The sequence below is a fragment of the Hymenobacter citatus genome (genome assembly GCF_014333615.1).
Taxonomy (GTDB): domain Bacteria; phylum Bacteroidota; class Bacteroidia; order Cytophagales; family Hymenobacteraceae; genus Hymenobacter; species Hymenobacter citatus.
This window is the reverse complement of the sequence record NZ_JACSCY010000006.1, coordinates 57744-77273: the sequence shown is the minus strand read 5'-3', so window position 1 is coordinate 77273 and position 19530 is coordinate 57744. Positions and strand designations below refer to the sequence as shown.

At 57.9% G+C, this 19530-nt stretch carries 16 protein-coding genes and 1 riboswitch; of the genes, 9 read left to right on the top strand and 7 right to left on the bottom strand.

Annotation, left to right across the window (positions count from 1 at the left end):
- The first annotated feature begins 39 nt into the window (after positions 1 to 39).
- From trpC to H8B15_RS09955, 6 genes are all read left to right on the top strand, one after another.
- Positions 40 to 861 carry an indole-3-glycerol phosphate synthase TrpC gene (gene trpC, locus H8B15_RS09980; protein ID WP_187319544.1) on the top strand — a complete coding sequence of 274 codons (822 nt, stop codon included), beginning with the start codon at positions 40 to 42 and terminating at the stop codon, positions 859 to 861.
- A 20-nt stretch (positions 862 to 881) separates the two neighbouring features.
- The gene (locus H8B15_RS09975) at positions 882 to 1577 is read left to right on the top strand and encodes a phosphoribosylanthranilate isomerase (RefSeq protein ID WP_187319543.1); all 696 of its coding nucleotides are present in this window, start codon (positions 882 to 884) and stop codon (positions 1575 to 1577) included.
- A gap of 68 nt (positions 1578 to 1645) precedes the next feature.
- Complete coding sequence (gene trpB, locus H8B15_RS09970; RefSeq protein ID WP_187319542.1) at positions 1646 to 2851, top strand: tryptophan synthase subunit beta; 1206 nt, start codon at positions 1646 to 1648, stop codon at positions 2849 to 2851.
- A gap of 169 nt (positions 2852 to 3020) precedes the next feature.
- A complete protein-coding gene (gene trpA / locus H8B15_RS09965) occupies positions 3021 to 3803 on the top strand; it encodes a tryptophan synthase subunit alpha (protein WP_246455378.1) in 783 nt (260 codons plus the stop codon).
- Positions 3804 to 3947: 144 nt separating this feature from the next.
- The gene (aroF, locus tag H8B15_RS09960; RefSeq protein WP_187319540.1) at positions 3948 to 4961 is read left to right on the top strand and encodes a 3-deoxy-7-phosphoheptulonate synthase; all 1014 of its coding nucleotides are present in this window, start codon (positions 3948 to 3950) and stop codon (positions 4959 to 4961) included.
- Between the two features lie 376 nt (positions 4962 to 5337).
- Positions 5338 to 6069, top strand: a complete 732-nt coding sequence (locus H8B15_RS09955) for a phenylalanine 4-monooxygenase (RefSeq protein ID WP_246455377.1) — start codon at positions 5338 to 5340, stop codon at positions 6067 to 6069.
- A gap of 144 nt (positions 6070 to 6213) precedes the next feature.
- Here the strand turns inward: H8B15_RS09955 and H8B15_RS09950 are convergent, their stop codons facing one another.
- From H8B15_RS09950 to H8B15_RS09925, 6 genes are all read right to left on the bottom strand, one after another.
- Entirely contained in the window at positions 6214 to 7071 is an 858-nt protein-coding gene (locus tag H8B15_RS09950; RefSeq protein WP_187319538.1) for a dienelactone hydrolase family protein, read from the bottom strand.
- 187 nt (positions 7072 to 7258) lie between these two features.
- Positions 7259 to 8566: an ABC1 kinase family protein gene (locus H8B15_RS09945; RefSeq protein WP_187319537.1), complete on the bottom strand. Its 1308-nt coding sequence runs from the start codon at positions 8564 to 8566 to the stop codon at positions 7259 to 7261.
- A 197-nt stretch (positions 8567 to 8763) separates the two neighbouring features.
- Positions 8764 to 9396 carry a TetR/AcrR family transcriptional regulator gene (locus tag H8B15_RS09940; RefSeq protein WP_187319536.1) on the bottom strand — a complete coding sequence of 211 codons (633 nt, stop codon included), beginning with the start codon at positions 9394 to 9396 and terminating at the stop codon, positions 8764 to 8766.
- Positions 9397 to 9440: 44 nt separating this feature from the next.
- Entirely contained in the window at positions 9441 to 10751 is a 1311-nt protein-coding gene (locus H8B15_RS09935) for a cryptochrome/photolyase family protein (RefSeq protein ID WP_187319535.1), read from the bottom strand.
- A gap of 152 nt (positions 10752 to 10903) precedes the next feature.
- Entirely contained in the window at positions 10904 to 11620 is a 717-nt protein-coding gene (locus H8B15_RS09930; RefSeq protein WP_187319534.1) for an SDR family NAD(P)-dependent oxidoreductase, read from the bottom strand.
- 150 nt (positions 11621 to 11770) lie between these two features.
- Entirely contained in the window at positions 11771 to 13036 is a 1266-nt protein-coding gene (locus H8B15_RS09925) for a homoserine dehydrogenase (protein ID WP_187319533.1), read from the bottom strand.
- Between the two features lie 160 nt (positions 13037 to 13196).
- Positions 13197 to 13304, bottom strand: a riboswitch (SAM riboswitch).
- Between the two features lie 414 nt (positions 13305 to 13718).
- On the opposite strand from H8B15_RS09925, the gene H8B15_RS09920 reads away from it, so the two are divergent.
- Together H8B15_RS09920 and H8B15_RS09915 are read left to right on the top strand one after the other, a co-directional pair.
- Positions 13719 to 17165 (top strand): pyruvate carboxylase, encoded by a 3447-nt coding sequence (locus H8B15_RS09920; RefSeq protein WP_187319532.1) that lies wholly within the window; start codon positions 13719 to 13721, stop codon positions 17163 to 17165.
- 84 nt (positions 17166 to 17249) lie between these two features.
- Positions 17250 to 17999 (top strand): hypothetical protein, encoded by a 750-nt coding sequence (locus H8B15_RS09915; protein WP_187319531.1) that lies wholly within the window; start codon positions 17250 to 17252, stop codon positions 17997 to 17999.
- 36 nt (positions 18000 to 18035) lie between these two features.
- Here H8B15_RS09915 and H8B15_RS09910 read toward each other — a convergent pair whose 3' ends face one another.
- Positions 18036 to 18500, bottom strand: a complete 465-nt coding sequence (locus H8B15_RS09910; RefSeq protein ID WP_187319530.1) for an META domain-containing protein — start codon at positions 18498 to 18500, stop codon at positions 18036 to 18038.
- Between the two features lie 212 nt (positions 18501 to 18712).
- On the opposite strand from H8B15_RS09910, the gene H8B15_RS09905 reads away from it, so the two are divergent.
- A complete protein-coding gene (locus tag H8B15_RS09905; RefSeq protein WP_187319529.1) occupies positions 18713 to 19435 on the top strand; it encodes a hypothetical protein in 723 nt (240 codons plus the stop codon).
- Positions 19436 to 19530: the final 95 nt, after the last annotated feature.

Below are 19530 nucleotides of genomic sequence, written 5' to 3'. Positions count from 1 at the left end.
TTACTACGGCGCACTATGGTGGGAAATTGCAACCGCACGATGTCGACCGAAACCATTCTCGATAAAATCATTACCCACAAGCGCCGCGAGGTAGCCGAGCGCCGCGAGCTGGTGCCCACCAAACTGCTGGAGCGTAGCTTATATATGGAGGCGCAGCCCCTGAGCCTGCGCCGCTACCTGCTCCGTGACGACCTGAGCGGCATCATTGCCGAGTTCAAGCGTAAGTCGCCCAGCAAGGGGTTCATCAACCAATATGCGCCCGTGGAGCGCACTACCCTGGGCTACATGCAGGCGGGCGCCTCGGCCCTGTCGGTGCTGACAGACACGGAGTTTTTCGGGGGCAAAACCGAGGACCTGACCATTGCGCGCCGCTACAATTTCTGCCCCATTCTGCGCAAGGATTTTGTGATTGACGAGTACCAGATCATCGAAGCCAAAAGCATGGGCGCCGATGTGGTGCTGTTGATTGCCGCTGTATTGTCGGCTGAAGAAGTGGCCCGCCTGGGCAAGTTTGCCCGCTCGCTGGGCTTGGAAGTGCTGCTGGAAGTGCACAACGCCGAGGAACTCGCCCGCACCCTGCACCCCGAAGCCGTAAGCCTGGTGGGCGTCAACAACCGCAACCTGCACGACTTCTCCGTAAGCTTGGAAACCTCCGTGGCCCTGGCCGAGCAGATTCCGGCTGAGTTCGTAAAAGTGACCGAAAGCGGCCTTACCTCGGCGGCCGACATCACCTACCTGCGCGGTGTGGGCTACCGGGGCTTTTTGATGGGCGAGGCCTTTATGCGCCACAGCCGCCCCGAAAAAGCCTGTGCGGCGCTGGTGCAGGAGCTGCGCGCCACCGAGCCGGCCGTTGTTCTCTAATTATTTACCCTGACTCTCTGATGTTTCCCACCCTACCCGTTACCTACCCGATGTCATCGTCTACCCCCGGCTTGCGCATCAAAGTATGCGGCATGCGCTCCGACGAAAACATTCGGGAAGTAGCAAAGTTGGGGGTAGATTTCATGGGGTTCATTTTCTACGCGAAGTCGCCGCGCTACGCCGCCCCCACGCTCAACGTGCAAACCCTCGACAAGCTGCCCCCATCTGTTCTAAAGGTAGGCGTGTTTGTAGATGAGACAACGGCAGTCATTCGGCAGCGCGTGGTAGAATACGGCCTGGACCTGGTGCAATTGCATGGGCACGAGTCGCCTGAGCAGTGCGCTGAGCTGCGTGCGGTGGGCCTTTTGATTATCAAGGCTTTCTCGGTGGGCGAGGCGTTTGATTTTGCGCAAGTCGCGCCCTATGCCGACTGCTGCAACTACTTCCTGTTTGACACCAAAGGCCCGGCGCTGGGCGGCAACGGTACTACCTTCGATTGGCAGTTGCTGGAGCGCTACCCGCTGTCGGTACCCTACTTTCTGGCCGGCGGGCTCGACTTGGCCCACGCCCAGGAACTGCAAACGCTGCGCCTACCCGGCCTCTTCGGCATCGACCTGAATAGCCGCTTTGAGCTGGCGCCCGGCGAAAAAGACGTGGGCAAGCTGCGGCAGCTGTTTCAGCGCCTCCGGCCCGGCAGCAATATTTCGAATGCCTAACGGCTATTTCCCCTTTACGAATTCCCAACCACTACCCTGCGCGCCCGGCGTGCCTTTTGGTTCTCACTATGGCTACTTCTGCTTTTGCGCCCAATGCCCGCGGCTACTACGGCCAGTTTGGCGGCGCCTTCATTCCCGAAATGCTCTACCCCAACGTGGAGGAGCTGCGCACCCAATACCTGGATATTCTAGCCGACCCTGCGTTTCAGCAAGAATACCAGCAGTTGCTGCGCGATTACGTGGGCCGGCCTACCCCGTTGTTTGAGGCCAAACGGCTGTCGGCCAAGTACAACACGCGCATCTATCTGAAGCGTGAGGACCTGTGCCACACCGGCGCCCACAAGGTCAACAACACCGTCGGGCAGATTTTGCTGGCGCAGCGCCTGGGCAAAAAGCGCATCATTGCCGAAACCGGCGCCGGCCAGCACGGCGTGGCCACGGCCACCGTATGCGCCCTCATGGGCCTGGAGTGCATTGTGTACATGGGCGAAATCGACATGGAGCGCCAGAAGCCCAACGTGTACCGCATGCGCCTGCTGGGGGCCGAGGTACGCCCCGCCACCAGCGGCAGCAAAACCCTGAAAGACGCCACCAACGAGGCCATCCGCGACTGGATTTCAAACCCCGTGGATACGCACTACATCATCGGATCGGTGGTAGGGCCGCATCCCTACCCTGATCTGGTGGCGCGCTTACAGGCTGTTATCAGCGAGGAAATGCGCAAGCAACTACTGGAAAAAACCGGCTCCGAGCTGCCCAACTACGTGGTGGCCTGTGTGGGCGGCGGCTCCAACGCGGCCGGCGCCTTCTACCACTTTCTCGACGAGCCGGATGTGAAGCTGATAGCCGTGGAAGCGGCCGGGCACGGCGTCGATTCCGGCCACTCGGCGGCTACTTCGGTACTGGGCAAGCCGGGCATCATCCACGGCTCGCGCACCTTATTGATGCAGGACGAAGACGGCCAGATTACCGAGCCCTATTCCTTGTCCGCCGGCCTCGACTACCCCGGCATCGGCCCCCTGCATGCCTACCTCGGCGACTCGGGCCGTGCACGCTTCATTGCCATCACCGACGACGACGCCCTTCGTTCCGTGGCCGAACTAAGCCGCCTAGAAGGCATCATCCCGGCCCTCGAAACCGCCCACGCCCTGGCCGCCCTCGACCAAATCGGTGCCGGTCCGGATGACGTGGTGGTGGTGAATTTGTCGGGTAGGGGCGACAAGGATTTGGAAACCTACCTGAAATACGCCGAAAAACTAACGGAGCAGAAATAAAAAGGGCTGGTATCGTTCCGTCTGTCATCCTCCATCTGGCGTCCGCTTGCAAAGGACCTTCTCACGTTTGGTTACTCACTGAACGATTGTCGTTCTGCTGTGAGAAGGTCCTTTGCAAGCGGACGCCAGATGGAGGATGACAGACGGAACGATGACAAAGAAGTACCTCATGAAAGACCGCATCAAAACCACCTTCGAGCAGAAGGGCAAAAAGCTGCTCAACGTCTACTTCACGGCCGGCTATCCTACGCTGGAGGCTACCGTGCCCCTCATTGAAGCCGTAACCGAGGCCGGCGCCGACCTGGTGGAAATCGGGATGCCGTTTTCTGACCCGCTGGCCGACGGGCCGGTGATTCAGCACAGCGGCACCGTGGCCCTGCAAAACGGCATGAACATGCGCGTGCTGTTCCGCCAGCTGCAAGGCGTGCGCCAGCGCGTGCCCGATGCGCCCATTCTGCTGATGGGCTATCTGAATCCGGTGATGCAATTCGGGGTAGAAAATTTCTGCCGCGAAGCCGCCGAAGCCGGTGTTGATGGCGTTATCCTACCCGACCTACCCCTTGATGATTACGTGGAGGAGTACCAGGAGATTTTCCGCCGCTACAACCTGCGGCCGGTGTTCCTCATCACGCCCCAAACCGCCCCCGAGCGCATCCGCCGCATCGACGAGCTGACGGATTCTTTCCTCTACCTCGTGTCGGGCCCTGGCACCACGGGCAGCCAAACCGGCCAGGACAGCACCGCGCAGGAAGCCTATTTCCAGCGTATTGAAGCCATGAATCTGCGCAACCCGCGCCTCATCGGCTTCGGTATCGGCGACAAGCAGTCCTTCGACCGCGCTTGTCAGTATGCCGAAGGCGCCATCATCGGCTCGGCTCTGATTAAGGCAATGGATGGGGTAGACGACGCCCCAGCCGCCGCCCGCCAGTTTGTGCAATCGGTACTGAACTAACCGTTTTTCTGTTATCCTAAGGATTCCGCGCATCAAGCGGCGACGAAGGACCTACCTTATCACGGCAGAACGAGTCGTTGGTATGCTTGTCGTTTTCACCTGATAAGGTCCTTCGCAAGCTCAGGATGACAAACCAATTTTTCTATGCTCATTCAACTAGAACCCGCCATTTCTCCCGAAAACCGGGAAGCCATTATCAGCCGCATCAAGGCGGTAAACTACAAAGTCACGGAGGTGACCACGCAGCGCGCGCATTACCTCATCGGCATCGGTAAGGCCGATTTCGACATTCGTACCGTTGGGCAGCTACCGGGCATTGTAGACATCCACCGCGTGTCGGACGACTACAAGCTGGTGAGCCGGAAGTGGCGCGTGCGCCCAACCGTCCTCGACCTCGGCGACGGTGTGCGCATTGGCGAGGGCACGCTCACGCTGGCGGCTGGTCCGTGCAGCATCGAGAGCGAGGCCCAGATGGAAAGCATCATGCAGCACTTGGTTGAGAATGACGTGCGCATCATGCGCGGCGGCGTGTTCAAGCCGCGCTCCTCGCCCTACTCCTTCCGGGGCCTGGGTATGGATGGGCTGAAGCTGTTTCACCAGCTAGCCCGGCAGCACGGCATCAAAATCATTACGGAGGTGATGCAGGTGTCGCAGGTAGAGGAGATGCACGACTACGTGGATGTGTTTCAGGTAGGTGCCCGCAACACGCAGAACTTCAACCTGCTGGATGCGCTGGGCGGCGTGGACAAGCCCGTGATGATCAAGCGGGGCATCTCGGGTTCTATCGAGGAACTACTGTCGTCGGCTGAGTACGTTTTCTCCGGCGGCAACGAAAAGCTGATTCTCTGCGAGCGGGGCATTCGCACATTCGAAACCGCCTCGCGCAACACGCTGGACCTGAATGCTGTACCAATTCTGAAAGAGAAAACCCACCTGCCCGTCATCGTCGACCCTTCGCACGGTATCGGTATCCGCGACTACGTGGCCGATATGGCCCTAGCCGGGGTGATGGCCGGCGCCGACGGCATCATCTACGAAGCTCACGAACGGCCCGAGCAAGCTGCTTCCGACGGTGCCCAAACCTTGAATTTCGCCGAATCGGCACGCCTGATTCGCAACTTGCGCCGGGTATACGCCCTGCGGCAAGATCTGGAATAGTGTCTGTCGAGCTTGGACTTAACCAAGGGGTAATGAAAGCACAAACCTGAATGAAGTATTGCGTAATTGGTAATATAGTAGTCTGTTATTTATGATAATACTATTATTAATTGATATTATGTAGTGAATTGATATATTTAATCGACTTTTTTTGATAAAATTCTTCGATAAGAAGTATCAAATTCAAAATATTTTCTATATTTGTTCTGTCATGCAACAACAATCTGTCAAGCGCTTTACCCTGATGAATATTCGTCCCATGGAGGACGGAGTCGGGCGGTATTGCCAGTACGTAAGTTAAACCATGACGTACGAAGCTGAAAACCACAAAAGCCCGACTCCACCCGGAGGCCGGGCTTTTTTTATGCCAAACGCTATGGATACGCAACACTACCATCACTACACCACCCAGGACCAACTGGTCTGGAAGGTATTGTTTGACCGTCAAACGGCGCTGCTGCACAAACGCGCGGCCGTGGCCTTCGAGCAGGGTTTGCAACAGGTTGGCTTTCAGCGCACGGCTATTCCTCGCTTTGAGGAAGTGAGCGAGCGGCTGCGGCGGCGTACGGGGTGGGAAATTGCGCCCGTAGAGGGGGAGTTAGATGCCGTTACCTTCTTTGGGCTGCTGGCCGACCGCAAATTCCCGGTTACCACCTGGATTCGGTCCATGCAGCAGTTCGATTTCATTGAGCAGCCCGATCTGTTCCACTGCGCTTTTGGTCATTTGCCCTTGTTGATGGACCATGCCTTCGCCGATTTCCTGCACTTTTTGGGTAGAGTAGCCGGCCAGCATCTGCACGACTCGGTAGCGCTGCAAAAACTGGCGCGGCTCTACGGCTTCACGGTGCAGTTCGGCCTCGTAACGGAAGGCGGCAGCACGCGCATCTATGGGGCGGGGCTGCTGTCGTCGGCGGGCGAGATTCATCACTGGCTGAACAGCACCGACGTGCGCCACCCCTTCGATCTGGCTACGGTGCTGCATACGCCCTACTCCGAAGCGCATTACCAGGACCAGTACTTCGTACTCAACTCGTGGGACCAACTCACCGAAAGCGTAGCTGATCTGGCAGCGCTACTCGCCAGCAACTGGCAACTGGCGGTGCGGTAGGCGGAGGGGTAAAAAGAGAAAGTCCTGTCATCCTGAGTGGAGCGAAGGACCTTCTCACGACTGAACGATTGACGTAGCAACGTCCTGTTCTCACGTGAGAAGGTCCTTCGCTCCACTCAGGATGACAGGACTTAATACCTACCCTTACTTCAACTTGAAGCTCCTCTTCAAATACGCTACTGCCAGTTCATGTGCCTCGTCGGCGTAGGCTTTGTTGTAGTTGGGGTTGCTAGGGTTGGCGAAGGCATGCACAGCATCGTAGTTTTTCACCGTCAGCTTTTTGCCAGCGGCGGCCATATCCTTCTGAAACTGCGCCACTACTTCGGGCGAAATACCCTTGTCCTGCAAGGCAAAAATGCCGAGTACGTCGGTGTTCAGCGTTTTCAAGCGCGCTACATCCTTCTCCGGCATACCGTAGTACATTACGCAGCCTACCGCCTGCTTGCCAGCCAACAGCGCTGTTTGCAACGACCAACCGCCCCCGAAACACCAGCCAATGCTGGCAATCTGCGCCTTGGGACCTGCGTATTGAATAGCACCTTTGATAATGGCCTCTGCCCGGCTGGTTTGCACGCTTTGCATGATTTTGCTGGCTTCGGCGGGCGCTGTGGCTACCTGCCCATCGTAAAGGTCGAGGGCGATGATGTTGACGCCGGGTAGCTCCCGCGCAAAGCCCGCCGCCTCGCGCTTGATATAGTCGTTCAGCCCCCACCATTCATGAATTACGAACAGATATTTGGTGGAAGGCGTGGCGCTTTTGAGCATAAACGCCTTGGCCGTTTTGCCATCGGGGGTAGGGTAGGAAATCATGTCGCCGGCACCCTGATAGGTGTAGGGTAGGGGAGCATCGTGGCCACCCACAAAAGCGTCATCGTTGGCGAGCATCGCAAAGGCTTCGGTGGCGACGGTGGGCTTCACGCAGCAACTCATCATGGTGTTTTGAGCCGAAACCAACGAAATGGTGCTGAACAACAGCAGGCAAAGAGTTAGGAGTTTTTTCATGTAGCGGCGCGTTGCACGCGCCCATCGTAGAACAACAACGGGCGCGCAGATTGAATGAAAAACGAATTCTAGAAGGTAGAAGTCGATACTGAACCTGTATTTTGTGGGCGCTGGCGAGCCAGATAGTCACGCTATTTTGCCCGCGGATCTGTCGTATCTGTCAGCGATGGGCGCGTGCAACGCGCCCCTACGCCGTCCGCACTTCGGCACCCAACTCGGCTAGCAGCGCGTAGAGGCCCACATAGGTGCGGTTGACGTAAATGAAGTGCCGGGAACCGCGCGGCTCGCGCTGTTTGCGCAGCTCGGGTTCCTGCATCAGGTCGTCGCCGAGGGCGTACACGGCCTGCATGTACGCGGGGTCGCCAAAGTTGAACGGTGACTCGTGAAACGGCCGTGCCACTAGCTCCAGCGACACGCGCAGGGTGCGCAGGTACAGGTCGCGTAGGGTAGGGGCGTCGTCGGGGCGGAGCACTTCCAGTTGGGTGAGCAAGTCGGTGAGGCGGGTGTCGTCGGCCAGCACAGCGGGGTCGAGCAGGGCGAAAAAGAGTTGATAAAAATCGGCTGGAATGTTCTTCACGCAGCCAAAATCCAACACGCCCAGCGTACCGCCGTCCGTGGCATCGAGCAGGAAATTACCGGGGTGCGGGTCGGCGTGCACCTGGCGCAGCGTGTGCATCTGGTAGGCGTAGAAATCCCAGAGCGCCTGCCCGAGCTGGTTGCGTACCGCCTGGGTAGGATTAGTTGCCAGGAACTCCTTGAGGTGCTGGCCTGGCAGCCAGTCCATCGTGAGGATGCGGGCAGCAGACAGGGTAGGGTAATACGCTGCAAAGCGCAAGTGCGGAATGTGTCCGCACTGGGCCGCAATTTCCTGCCCGCGGCGTAGTTCCAGTTGATAGTCCGTTTCCTCCAGCAATCGGGTTTCCACCTCTTCCAAGTAGGGCCGCATTGTGGCCTCATCCAGCCCCAACACACGCAAGGCCACGGGCATCACCATCCGCAAATCCGACCGAATACTGTCGGCCACGCCGGGGTACTGCACCTTCACAGCCAACGCTTTACCATCCTTCTCGGCAAAGTGCACCTGCCCAATACTGGCCGCCTGCCGGGCGTTTAAGTCAAACGTATTAAACAGCTCAAAAGGCGACTTACCAAACGCATCCCGGAAGGCCTTCACAATCAGCGGCCCCGACAACGGCGGCGTTTGGTACTGTGCCTGCGCAAACTGCTCGGCGTAGGCCGTGGGCAGAATATTCTTCTCCATCGCCAGCATCTGCGCCACTTTTAGCACCGAGCCTTTCATCTCGCTCAACGCGCTGTACAGCTCCTCGGCGTTGGCCTGGTGCAAGTCAGCCGTAGCACTTTCTGCGCCCACGGCCCGTTTGGCGTAGTGCTTCACGTAGTTGGCCCCCACGTTTAAGCCCGTTTTGGCGAAACGGGCGGCGCGTGCCACTTTGGTGGTGGGTAGGGAAACGAGCGGCTTGGTGTGTTCTGGCATTGTGGCTGTTGAATACTGTACTAACGTGGACCCCACCCCCCGGCCCCCTCCCCTCCGGGAGAGGGGGAGACGTTACCTAAGCTATTACCTGATGCTTTTAGCCTCGTTCAATAGAAGCTAAAAGTTAACAGCCCAATCGTCAGGCTCCCCCTCTCCCGGAGGGGAGGGGGTCGGGGGGTGGGGTAAATCGCCTATTCCTACCGGCTCTGCACCAGAAACCGCACAAAGTCCACGGCGGAGTCCAGGGTGTTGCGACCTACCAGGTCGAAGCTGAGCGTCACGGCTTTTTCGATGGCGGCGTCGGTGCGCTCGAAGCCCAGGGAATCGTCTTTGGCGAAGAAGCCCAATACAAACAGCATCTGCTGCCAAAAGGCGCGCGGGTATTTCTCCTGAATCATGGGGCGGGAAGCAACTTCCTCAGTGCGGCGGCCGTCGCGCAGGATATCGGCTACGAACTGCTCGAAACCCTGGCGGAAATCGTCCAGAATACGCGGGGTCATGCCGGGCATTTTGGTGAGCGAGTAGCGCAACGACCACAGCGCGTAGCTGCGATTCTGCTTCAGAATTTCCAGCAGGGTATAGTAGAAACCCAGCAGCTTTTCGCGGGCGCCGTACTGCTCCCACACGGGCTCCTCGGCGGCGCGGGCGCGGGCCTGGCGCCCAAAATCAGCCCAAATCTCGCGGTCGATGGCCGCGAAGGTGGCGTAGTGCTGGTAGAATTCGGCCTCGGTAGCGCCCAGCTTATGCATGAGCTTGTAGACCGAAACCGGCGGCTGGCCTTTGCGCAGCACGTAGTCGAGATAAGCGAGTTTGATAGCTTCCTTTTCCATAGTGGTATAACCGTTGAACAGGGGTTTAAGTTGCCGGGAAAGGCCTATTTACGGGCGGCGCGGTAGGCATCCAGGGCCCGCTGGCGGGCCTCCTTGTGGTCCACTATCGGCTGGGGGTAGTCGTCGGTGCCGAACTCGGGTATCCAGGCCTTCACGTACTCCAGCTTGGGGTCGTATTTCTGGAGCTGACTTTCGGGGCTGAAGATGCGAAACCACGGCGCCGACACCACGCCCGTGCCGGCCGTCCACTGCCAGTTGCCGATGTTGTTGCTCATGTCGTAGTCGATGAGCTTGTCGGCGAAATACTGCTCGCCCCATTTCCAGTCAATCAGCAGATCCTTGATCAGAAAGCTGGCCGTAGTAATGCGGGCGCGGTTGTGCATCCAGCCGGTTTGGTTGAGCTGGCGCATACCAGCGTCCACCAGCGGGTAGCCCGTGCGGCCCTCGCACCACGCCGCAAATTCCTCCTGGTTGTTACGCCACTTGATGCGCCGGAAAGGCTTATCATAGCTTTCCTCAGCGGTATCGGGGAAGTGCCAGAGCAGCATCATGAAGTAGTCGCGCCAGATTAGCTCGTCCAGCAGCTTGTCGTTCAGCTCCTGCGCCTTACCCATCATCTGCCGTACGCTGAGAGTGCCGTGACGCAGGTGCACCGAGCGGTGCGTAGTGCCGTGGTCGTCGGACAGGCGGTTGCGGGTTTTGTCGTAGTCCTCTACGTAGTTTTTGTTGGGTAGGCGAGCGGGGGGCACCGGCTGCTCGTACCGCTCAAAGCCCATGTCCGGGAGGGTAGGGCGGGCCGGAGCGTGCGCAATGTGGTGCAGGTTTTCCTTGGTAAACAACCGCCGCGAGGGTTGCTCCTGAAAGCTGTCGTCCTGCAACGCGGCCCGCCAGGCCTTGTTGTAAGGGCCATACACCTTGGCCGGTGTGCCCGACTTGGTCAGCACCTCGTCTTTGGCAAAAATCACTTGGTCTTTGTGCGCCGTGAAGGGCACGTCGTGCTTGTCTAGCAGCTTGGCTATGGCCTCGTCGCGCTGGCGGGCGTAGGGCTCGTAGTCCTCGTTGGTGTGCACGGCGGCCAGGTCGTAGTCCTTCAATAACTGTTTGAAGACTTCCTCGGGCTTGCCATAAAACACGAGCATGGTACCGCCGTTGTCCTTGGTTTCCTGCGCCACCTGCTCCACGGCGTCGTAGATGAACGTTACGCGGGCGTCCTGCTTGCTGGGTAGCTTATCCAGAATGTCGCGGTCGAAAATGAACAGCGGCACGACGGGCGTTTCCTCTTGCAGCGCCGCCGCTAGGCCGGTGTTGTCGGTAATGCGCAAATCGCGCCGGTGCCAGAATATCGTGAGTTTCATAGGATTGATTCTTATGTAACTGGAAGAATCTGTCATCCTGAGCGCTGCGAAGGACCTTCTCACGTGTGCACGACAAGTTTACCAACGACTCGTGCACACGTGAGAAGGTCCTTCGCAGCGCTCAGGATGACAGATTACAAAACATCACATTCTTATTTCAACCTCCCCATACCACCATCCACGGGTAGGACCTGGCCGGTGATAAACGAGCTGTGGTCGGAAAGCAGAAAAGACGTCATGTAGGCCATATCCTGGGGTTGGCCCACGCGCTGCAAGGGGTGGCGCTTGGCGCTGGCCTCCGCCTTTTCGGGGGTGTTGAGCAAGGCAGCGGCCAGGGGCGTATCCGTGAGGGAAGGCGCAATGCAGTTCACGCGGATGTTGGCGCCGGCATACTCGGCGGCCAGGGCGCGAGTGAGGCCTTCCACGGCGGCTTTCACGGTGGCTACACTGGTATGAAAACTCATGCCCGTTTCGGCAGCTACTGTGCTGAAAAGCACGATAGAAGCGCCGCCGGACTTTTTCAGCCGCTTCACCACGGCTTGCAGCACGTGCACGGCGCCCAGCACATTCAGCTCAAAATCCTGCCGAAAATCGGTGGGCGCAATGCGCTCAAACGGCCGCAGCCGGATGCTGCCGGGGCAATACGCCACGCCGTGCAGCGTGTCGGGTAGGGCATCGAAAGCGGTGGAAGCGAAGGGCTCGGTTACGTCGAGGGGTAGGAAGGTGGTACCCAGTTCCGCCAGTTCCGGCGACTCGTGCCGCGAGGCCGTGTATAGGTTGGCCTTCAGGCCGTGCAGTAGGCGGGCCGTGGCGAGGCCAATACCGGAGGAAGCGCCTACCAGGAGAATATTTTTATCTGCAAATTCCATGAAATGCGAAGCAAGTGAATGGTTGAGTTTCTGCTACGCAAAACAAGCGGTAGTGGCTGCCGAGTTTTCTCGCCGAGATGCGCGGAGGTAGGCGCCGAGGTTCGCAGTGGACGACCTCCGCGCACCTCGGCGAGAAAAAACCAGAACGCGCTAATCTGCAAAAGCCGCGGCGGCCCCAGCCACTTGCGTATCGGCGGGCTGAACATGGGCCGCCGCGCGTAATGGGGTAGGCAGGCGCACCACGCAAATGCCGGGCAGCCGCAGCCACTCGGCCTCGGCCAACTGGGCCAGCCCGATGGTGCCCGTGAGATAATGTCCGCGCACAGCCGAGCGGAAGGTTTCGTGTACCCGCGTGAAGTCGGCTTCCTGGGGGGCGTGCTCGTCCGTAAAGGTCACCAGCACGTCTACCTCAGCAGCATCAGGCGTGAGGGCCGAGTCGGTGTTCTGGCTGATTTTCTTGTACTCGTAGCGGTAGCCGTAGGTGAGGGCCGACAAGTCGCTGAGCACGGCCGAGGCGGTAGGTACGGCCCCCGCGCCGCGGCCCAGGAAAAACTGCCGATCGGCAAAACCACTCTGCGTAATGAGGCCGTTGTATTCGTCCTGCACCCGCGCCAGCTCGTGCTCGGGGCGCACCAGGGTAGGCAGCACGGCGGCGGCCACGTTGCCGTCGGGTAGGCGGCGGGCTTCGGCAATGAGCTTGAGCGCCAGGCCTTTCTCGCGGGCGTAGTCGGCGGCCAGGTCGCTGAGGCGGTCGATGCCTACGGCCAGGATTTGCTGGGGCGAGGTCACCAGCCCGAAGGCGTGGGTGAGCAGCAGCACCAGCTTGTTGCGGGCGTCCAGGCCTTCTACATCCAGGGCGGGGTTGCTCTCGGCGAAGCCCAGCGCCTGGGCCTTGCTGAGCGCCTCGGCAAAGGAAATGGAGTCGCGGTGCATGGCCGTGAGGATGTAGTTGGTAGAGCCATTGATGATGCCCTCTACCGCCTCCAGCAGGTCGGTATCGTAGTACTCTTCCAGGTTCCGAATGACGGGCAGGCTGGCGCAGGCGGCGGCCTCGTAGAGCAGCGGGGTGCCGGTTTGGCGCTGTAGGTCAATGAGTTCGGGGAGGTGCTCGGCCAGCATTTTCTTGTTGGCCGTCACCACGGCCTTGCCCCGGCGCAGGGCTTCGGTCACGATATGGTAGGCTTCGTCGGCGTCGTCAATCAGCTCCACAATCACGTTCAGGGACTCATCATCCAGCAACGCGGCGCGGTCGAACGTGAACAGCTCGGCGGGTAGGCTGCGCTGCTTGGTGCGGTCTTTCACGCCAATGCGGCCAATGCGGGCGCGCAAGCCGGGCGTGCGTTCCAGAACCGTGTGCAGGCCCTGGCCTACCACGCCAAAACCAAATAAACCAATGCGAATGTCGGTGCGGGTCATGCGGAAAACGAAATCAAGGCAGCAGAACTGCCCTAGGTGAGGGAAAAGCCGCCTTCACCCCAAAGCATCTCACCAAGATTTCTTCCCGAAAAGGCCCAAAAAAAGCCCTTCCGACAAGTCAGAAGAGCCAAACCCCACAACGGGGCGCCGAGCCTTTCGTAACTTATCTTCATCTGCTCGCGCAGATTCAGGATGTAGCACCTCGTAGCTATAGCTACCGGTTGCTAAGGCATCGCAGGGCCTGTCCCTCCGCCTTTCTTGATAAGTGCTCCGTTGCGGGAGCGGTAGGGCAAATATACGAGGCCCGCGGTTGACGGCAAATAGCTGGGTTCGCACTGCGCATTCTCTGTCCTCTCCACATCGCCGCACTCGCTCGGCTGTGCCGAGTGAGGCCTACGCCTGAGGGGCTCTGCCCCGTATCCGGCCGCGCCGCTTGTCCGAACCTGGCTCAACGGGATGCAGGCGCGCGCAGCAGAGCTGCTTGGGCGTAGTACTCACTCGGCACAGCCGAGCGAGTGCGGGGGCGTAGTCCTCACTCGACACAGCTGAGCGAGTGCAGAGAAGTTGTACAGAAGTGCTCCATAAATTGTCATTTTCATTGCAAAAAGTATCCTTTTTTGTCATTTCTGTTAAATTATTGCCTAGTTTGAGCCCACGCTGACCAAAACACCCGAACTTACTTATGAACATTCGCAAACTCCTCGTTGCCAACCGGGGCGAAATTGCCATCCGCGTGATGCGCGCTGCCACTGAGCTGGGCATCACCACCGTGGCCGTATACACCTTCGAGGACCGCTACTCCCTGCACCGCTACAAGGCCGACGAAGCCTACCAGATCGGTGAGGACGATGACCCGCTCAAGCCTTACCTCGATATTGAAGGACTGCTGCGCATTGCCAAAGACAACGGCGTGGACGCCATTCACCCCGGCTACGGCTTCCTGAGTGAAAATGCTACCCTGGCCCGGCGCTGCGGCGAGGAAGGCATCATCTTCGTGGGGCCGCGCCCCGAGGTGATGGAAGCCCTCGGCGATAAAGTGCGCGCCAAGGAAGTGGCCCTGCGCGAGCAAGTGCCTATTATTCAGAGCAGTGAGGAAGAGCTAAACGACTTCGAAACGGCCCGCACTGAGGCCAACCGCATCGGCTACCCCGTGATGCTGAAGGCTGCTTCGGGTGGCGGGGGTAGGGGAATGCGCGTCATCCGCGACGACGATCAGCTGGAAAAAGGCTTTTTCGAGGCCCGCAACGAGGCCCTGAAAGCCTTCGGCGACGACACGGTATTCCTCGAAAAGTTTGTAGAAAAGCCCAAGCACATTGAGGTGCAGGTGGTGGCCGACGCCTACGGCAGCGTGACGCACCTTTACGAGCGGGACTGCTCGGTACAGCGCCGCTTCCAGAAGGTAGTGGAGGTAGCGCCCGCCCTGGGCTTGGCCGAGGAGCTGCGCGAGCAACTCTACGATTACGCCCTGCGCCTAGCCCGCGCCGTGAACTACAACAACGTGGGCACGGTGGAATTTCTGGTGAAGCCGGAACTGGGCGAGATTTACTTCATTGAAGTAAACCCGCGCATTCAAGTAGAGCACACCGTGACGGAGATGGTGACGGGCGTCGACCTTATCAAAACCCAACTCTACATTGCCTCGGGCTACCACTTGCAGGACCCCGAAATCAACCTCGATCCGCAAGTACAGCCACGCGTGACAGGCTTTGCCTTGCAGTGCCGCCTCACCACCGAGGCGCCCGAAAACGACTTTAAGCCCGACTACGGTACCATCGTGGCCTACCGCTCGGCGGGCGGTTTCGGTATCCGCCTCGACCAGGGCTCGGTGTACCAAGGCGCCAAGATTCTGCCGTTTTTTGATTCCTTGCTGGTGAAGGTATCGGCCCAGGCGCCTACCCTGAAGGAGGCCGCCGAGCGGATGCTGCGCACCCTGTCGGAGTTCCGGATTCGGGGCGTGCGCACCAATATTCAGTTCCTGCAAAACATTGTGGCGCACCCTGATTTTCAGAATGGTAGCGCCACGGTTGACTTCATCAAAGACCATCCCGAGCTGTTTAAGTTTGAGGTGCGCCAAGACCGCGGTACCAAGCTGCTCACGTTCCTGGGCGACATCATCGTGAACGGCAACCCCGACGTGCACGGCGCCCAGGACCCGGCCCGCGACCTGCCCAAGCCCAAGCTGCCCCACTACGACGCCACCGCGCCCTATCCCCCCGGCACTAAAGACCGCCTCACCGAGTTGGGGCCGGAAGGCTTTGCCAAGTGGCTGCGCGAGGATACCCTCATCCACTATACCGACACCACCCTGCGCGATGCCCACCAAAGCCTGCTGGCCACGCGCATGCGCACCTTCGATATGCTGAAGGTGGCCGAGCGCTTTGCCAAGCAGCACCCCCAGACGTTTTCCTTGGAGTGCTGGGGTGGCGCTACCTTCGATGTGGCCCTGCGCTTCCTGCACGAAGACCCCTGGGAGCGCCTGGCCAAGCTGCGCGAGGCCGTGCCCAACATCCTGCTGCAAATGCTGATCCGGGGGGCCAACGGCGTGGGCTATAAGGCCTACCCCGACAATCTGGTGGAGCGCTTCGTGCAGCAAAGCTGGGAAACCGGCATCGACGTGTTCCGCATTTTCGACTCCTTGAACTGGATGCCGGGCATGGAAAGCTGCATCCGGTTTGTGCGCGAGAAAACGGGGGGCTTGGCCGAGGCCAGCATTTGCTACACCAACGATTTGCTGGACCCGCAGAACAAGAAGTACAACCTGGATTACTACCTGCGTCTGGCCCGGCAGATTGAGGATGCTGGCGCCAATATCTTGTGCATCAAGGATATGGCGGGCCTGCTGAAGCCCTACGCCGCCCAGGAGTTGATTGCCGGCCTGCGCGACACCATCAGCCTACCCATTCACCTGCACACTCACGACACCAGCAGTCTGCAAGCCGCCACCTACCTCAAGGCCGTGGAGGCCGGCGTAGATGTGATTGACGTGGCCCTGGGTAGCCTTTCGGGCCTCACCTCGCAGCCCAACTTCAACGCCACCGTGGAGATGCTGCGCCACACGCCCCGCCACCGCGAGTTCGATCAGCAGAGCCTCAACGAGTTCAGTAACTATTGGGAGGGCGTGCGCACGTACTATCAGCCGTTTGAATCGGGCCTGAAAGCCGGTTCGGCCGACGTGTTTCAGCACGAAATTCCGGGTGGGCAGTACTCCAACCTGCGCCCGCAAGCCGTAGCGCTGGGCCTGGGCGACAAGTTTGAGCTGATTAAAAAGACGTTTGCTGACGTGAACCAGCTTTTCGGCGACATCACGAAGGTGACGCCGTCCTCGAAGGTAGTAGGCGACATGGCCCTATTCCTGGTATCGAACAACCTCACAACCCAGGATGTGTGGGAAAAGGGCCAGACGCTGAACTTCCCCGAGTCGGTGCAGAGCCTATTCCGCGGTGACATTGGGCAGCCTGAGGGGGGCTGGCCCGAGGGCTTGCAGGAAATCATCCTGAAAGACCAACCCGCTTACACCGACCGCCCCAACGCCCACCTCGAACCCATCGACTTTGATGCAGATTGGAAGGCGTTCCAGCAGAAATTTGGGCCGGGCGTGGAGTTTACCGACTTACTTTCCTATCTGCTCTACCCCAAGGTATTCACGCAGTACTGGGACTTCGTGCAGGAGTACGGCGACGTATCGGTGGTGCCCACGCGGCTGTTTTTCTACGGCCTACAACCCGGCGAGGAAAGCATCATCGACATTGCCCGCGGCAAGAGCATCATTGTGAAGTTCCGCTCTCTAGGCATTGCCAATGATGAGGGCAAGCGCACGGTGTTCTTCTCCATCAACGGCGAAACCCGCAACCTGGAAGTGCGCGACCGGTCGGTGGAGGTGAAAAAGGTGCAAAACGCCAAGGCCGATAAAGCCAACCCGCGCCAGGTGGGCGCCCCGTTGCAGGGGCTACTTTCCCGCGTACTGGTAAAGCCCGGTCAGGAAGTGAAGCGCAACGCCCCGCTGTTCATCATCGAGGCTATGAAGATGGAAACCACCATTACCGCCCCCGAAGACACCACCGTGGAAGCCGTAACGCTGGAGGAAGGCACCCTGGTGAATGCCGACGACTTGGTATTGACGTTGGGGTAGGAGGGTAATTGTTATAATACTCTTTTCTTAATATCTTCACAAGTCGCGTAATAAATAATTAATTTTAAAGATGATATGAATTGCATGCAAAAGAAAATATTATTAGGCGCTGCCATGATAGTTTTAATGCCTGCTTTTTACGTCTCGGCACAAACTAAATCAGGCGGCTATCAAGCGGATAATAGAACGCAAGATGCAATAAACGCATATTCTGAACATAACAACTACTATACGTTTGATAATCGTTATAAAGGTTTAAAAGGAAGTCCCTTTATATTGCCAAAATGGAGTAAAGGAGATATTGAAATGAGTGATTCGAAAATTATTAAATCTATACCTGTAAGAATAGATGCTTATAATAAAGCTGTTTTAGTTAAAAAAGGCAATGGTGATTCGATTGCCCTTGATGATCGACGCATAAAATCGGTTACTCTTTACGATGAGCAACTGAAAAACGGAGATTACGTCGTAGTAAATCGCGTATTCAAACAAATACCTGCTGCATCTGAGTTAGAGATGGGTAGTGTATATTTCGAAGAACTTTTCAATAGTAATGGAATTGCTTTGTTAAAAAACAATAAGAAAGTTCTAAAGAAAGCATCGGGAGGATCTGCTTATAATAGTGGTAACTTATACGATGAAATAATCGATAAAGAAGAATATTTTATATATAGAAACAATAAAATAATGCCTGTGAAGCTATCTGAGAAATCATTCGAGAAAGCTATGCCAAATTTGATGGAAAAAATAAAGCATTATTCTTTACAAAGGGATTTGCGAAGTGAAAAGGATTTTATTGCGATGCTCACGTCAATAAGCATGAATGCAAACTAGCAGTAGTACCTGCTAGTTTGCATTCATGTGGTAATCCTACTCCGGCGCCGTGCTGGCGTGAAACTGTGCTACCACCCGCGTGCCAGCGGGGGCACCCAACAACCGCAGCGTGTCGCCTTGCAGTTGGTAGCGGGTAGTGCCCTCGAGGGCGCTCAGGTAGCGGCTTTCTAGTTGCAGGCGCGGGCAGGCCATTTTGGTTGATAGTAGCGGCGAAAAGCTCAATTGGTCGTTGGCGGCCAGGGTGAAGCGGCCCCGGAAGCGGTTGCAGCCGGCCTGGCCTTCGGCGCGGTTGCTGCTGTCGGCCGCTAGTGTCAGATAGACTTCCTGGCTGTTTTCGTGAGTAATTACGGCTGAGTCGCCCAGTTGATGGAGCACCCAGTAGGTGCCGCGCAGGGGCGTGGTGGCTACGGTGGGCGTTTGGGTGGTTTCGGCGGGCTCGCGGCCGGCGCAGCTAGCAAGCAGCGCAGTGAGTGCAGCGCCGAAAAGAGAGGTAATACGCATGTGAGGAGTAGGGAAGGAGGAAAGACAATAAGCGGCAAACATAAAACTTTACGCGCAACTGCTTATCTATGTGTATGAACGGGGTAGGACGTGGTATACTGCTGCACGAGCAGAACCGTTAGAGCCAACGTCAGGTCATCCACTTTAGTTAAAATATTAGAATCACTATGCAGTACGAAACCACACACCGGGCGGTTCGTTGGGGCGGAGTTATGGTCTTAATGCTGGGCTTATCGATGCAGCAAAACCGGGCTCAGGTGAGCCAGGTGCCTACCAGCGGCAGCGGCGTGATGGCCCAGGAAAACATCAACTCCATTGTGCGTGGCGGCCAGGGCTACACCATTGATACGCGCTACCAAGGCTTGGTAGGCTCGCCCTACGCCATTGCCCGCTGGCTACCCGCCGTCGTCACCACCGACCACGACGTGAAGCTGCAACCCGTACTATTGAAATACGATGTGGTGCAGCAACTGCTCTACGCCCGTCAGCCCGCCCGCACCGACTCGATGCTGCTGAACGAAAACCGCGTGAAGAGCTTCGTGCTCACGGATGCCGCCGGCGCAATGCCCGAGCGACGCTTTCGGCGCTTTGCCGAAGCGCCAAATCCAGCGCAGGGCCGCGAGTTTGTGGAGGTGCTGCACGAGGGCAAATACACTGTGCTGAAGCAGTACCAGAAGAAAATGGAACAGGCTAACTACAAAGGCGCCTACAGTCAAGACAAGCGCTACGACGAGCTGGTAACCAAAGAAACATATTACTTGTGTAGCCCCGACGGCAAAGTGGTGCCCATCAACAAGCTCACGCTGAAAGCCTTGCAGAGCGCCGCGCCTGAGCTATCAACCAAGCTGAAAAGTGAAGCCGACCGCAACCGAAGCATGGGCAAATCCGAAGCTGATTTGATGACCTTGATGCAGGTAGTAGACCCGGCAGGGTAAGGAATTCTTACCGTACTGTCAGTATGACGGCCTATTGAAGTTTTATACCTCTACCCTTCAACCCTAATTGCAGAACCTACCACAAAATCAGTAAG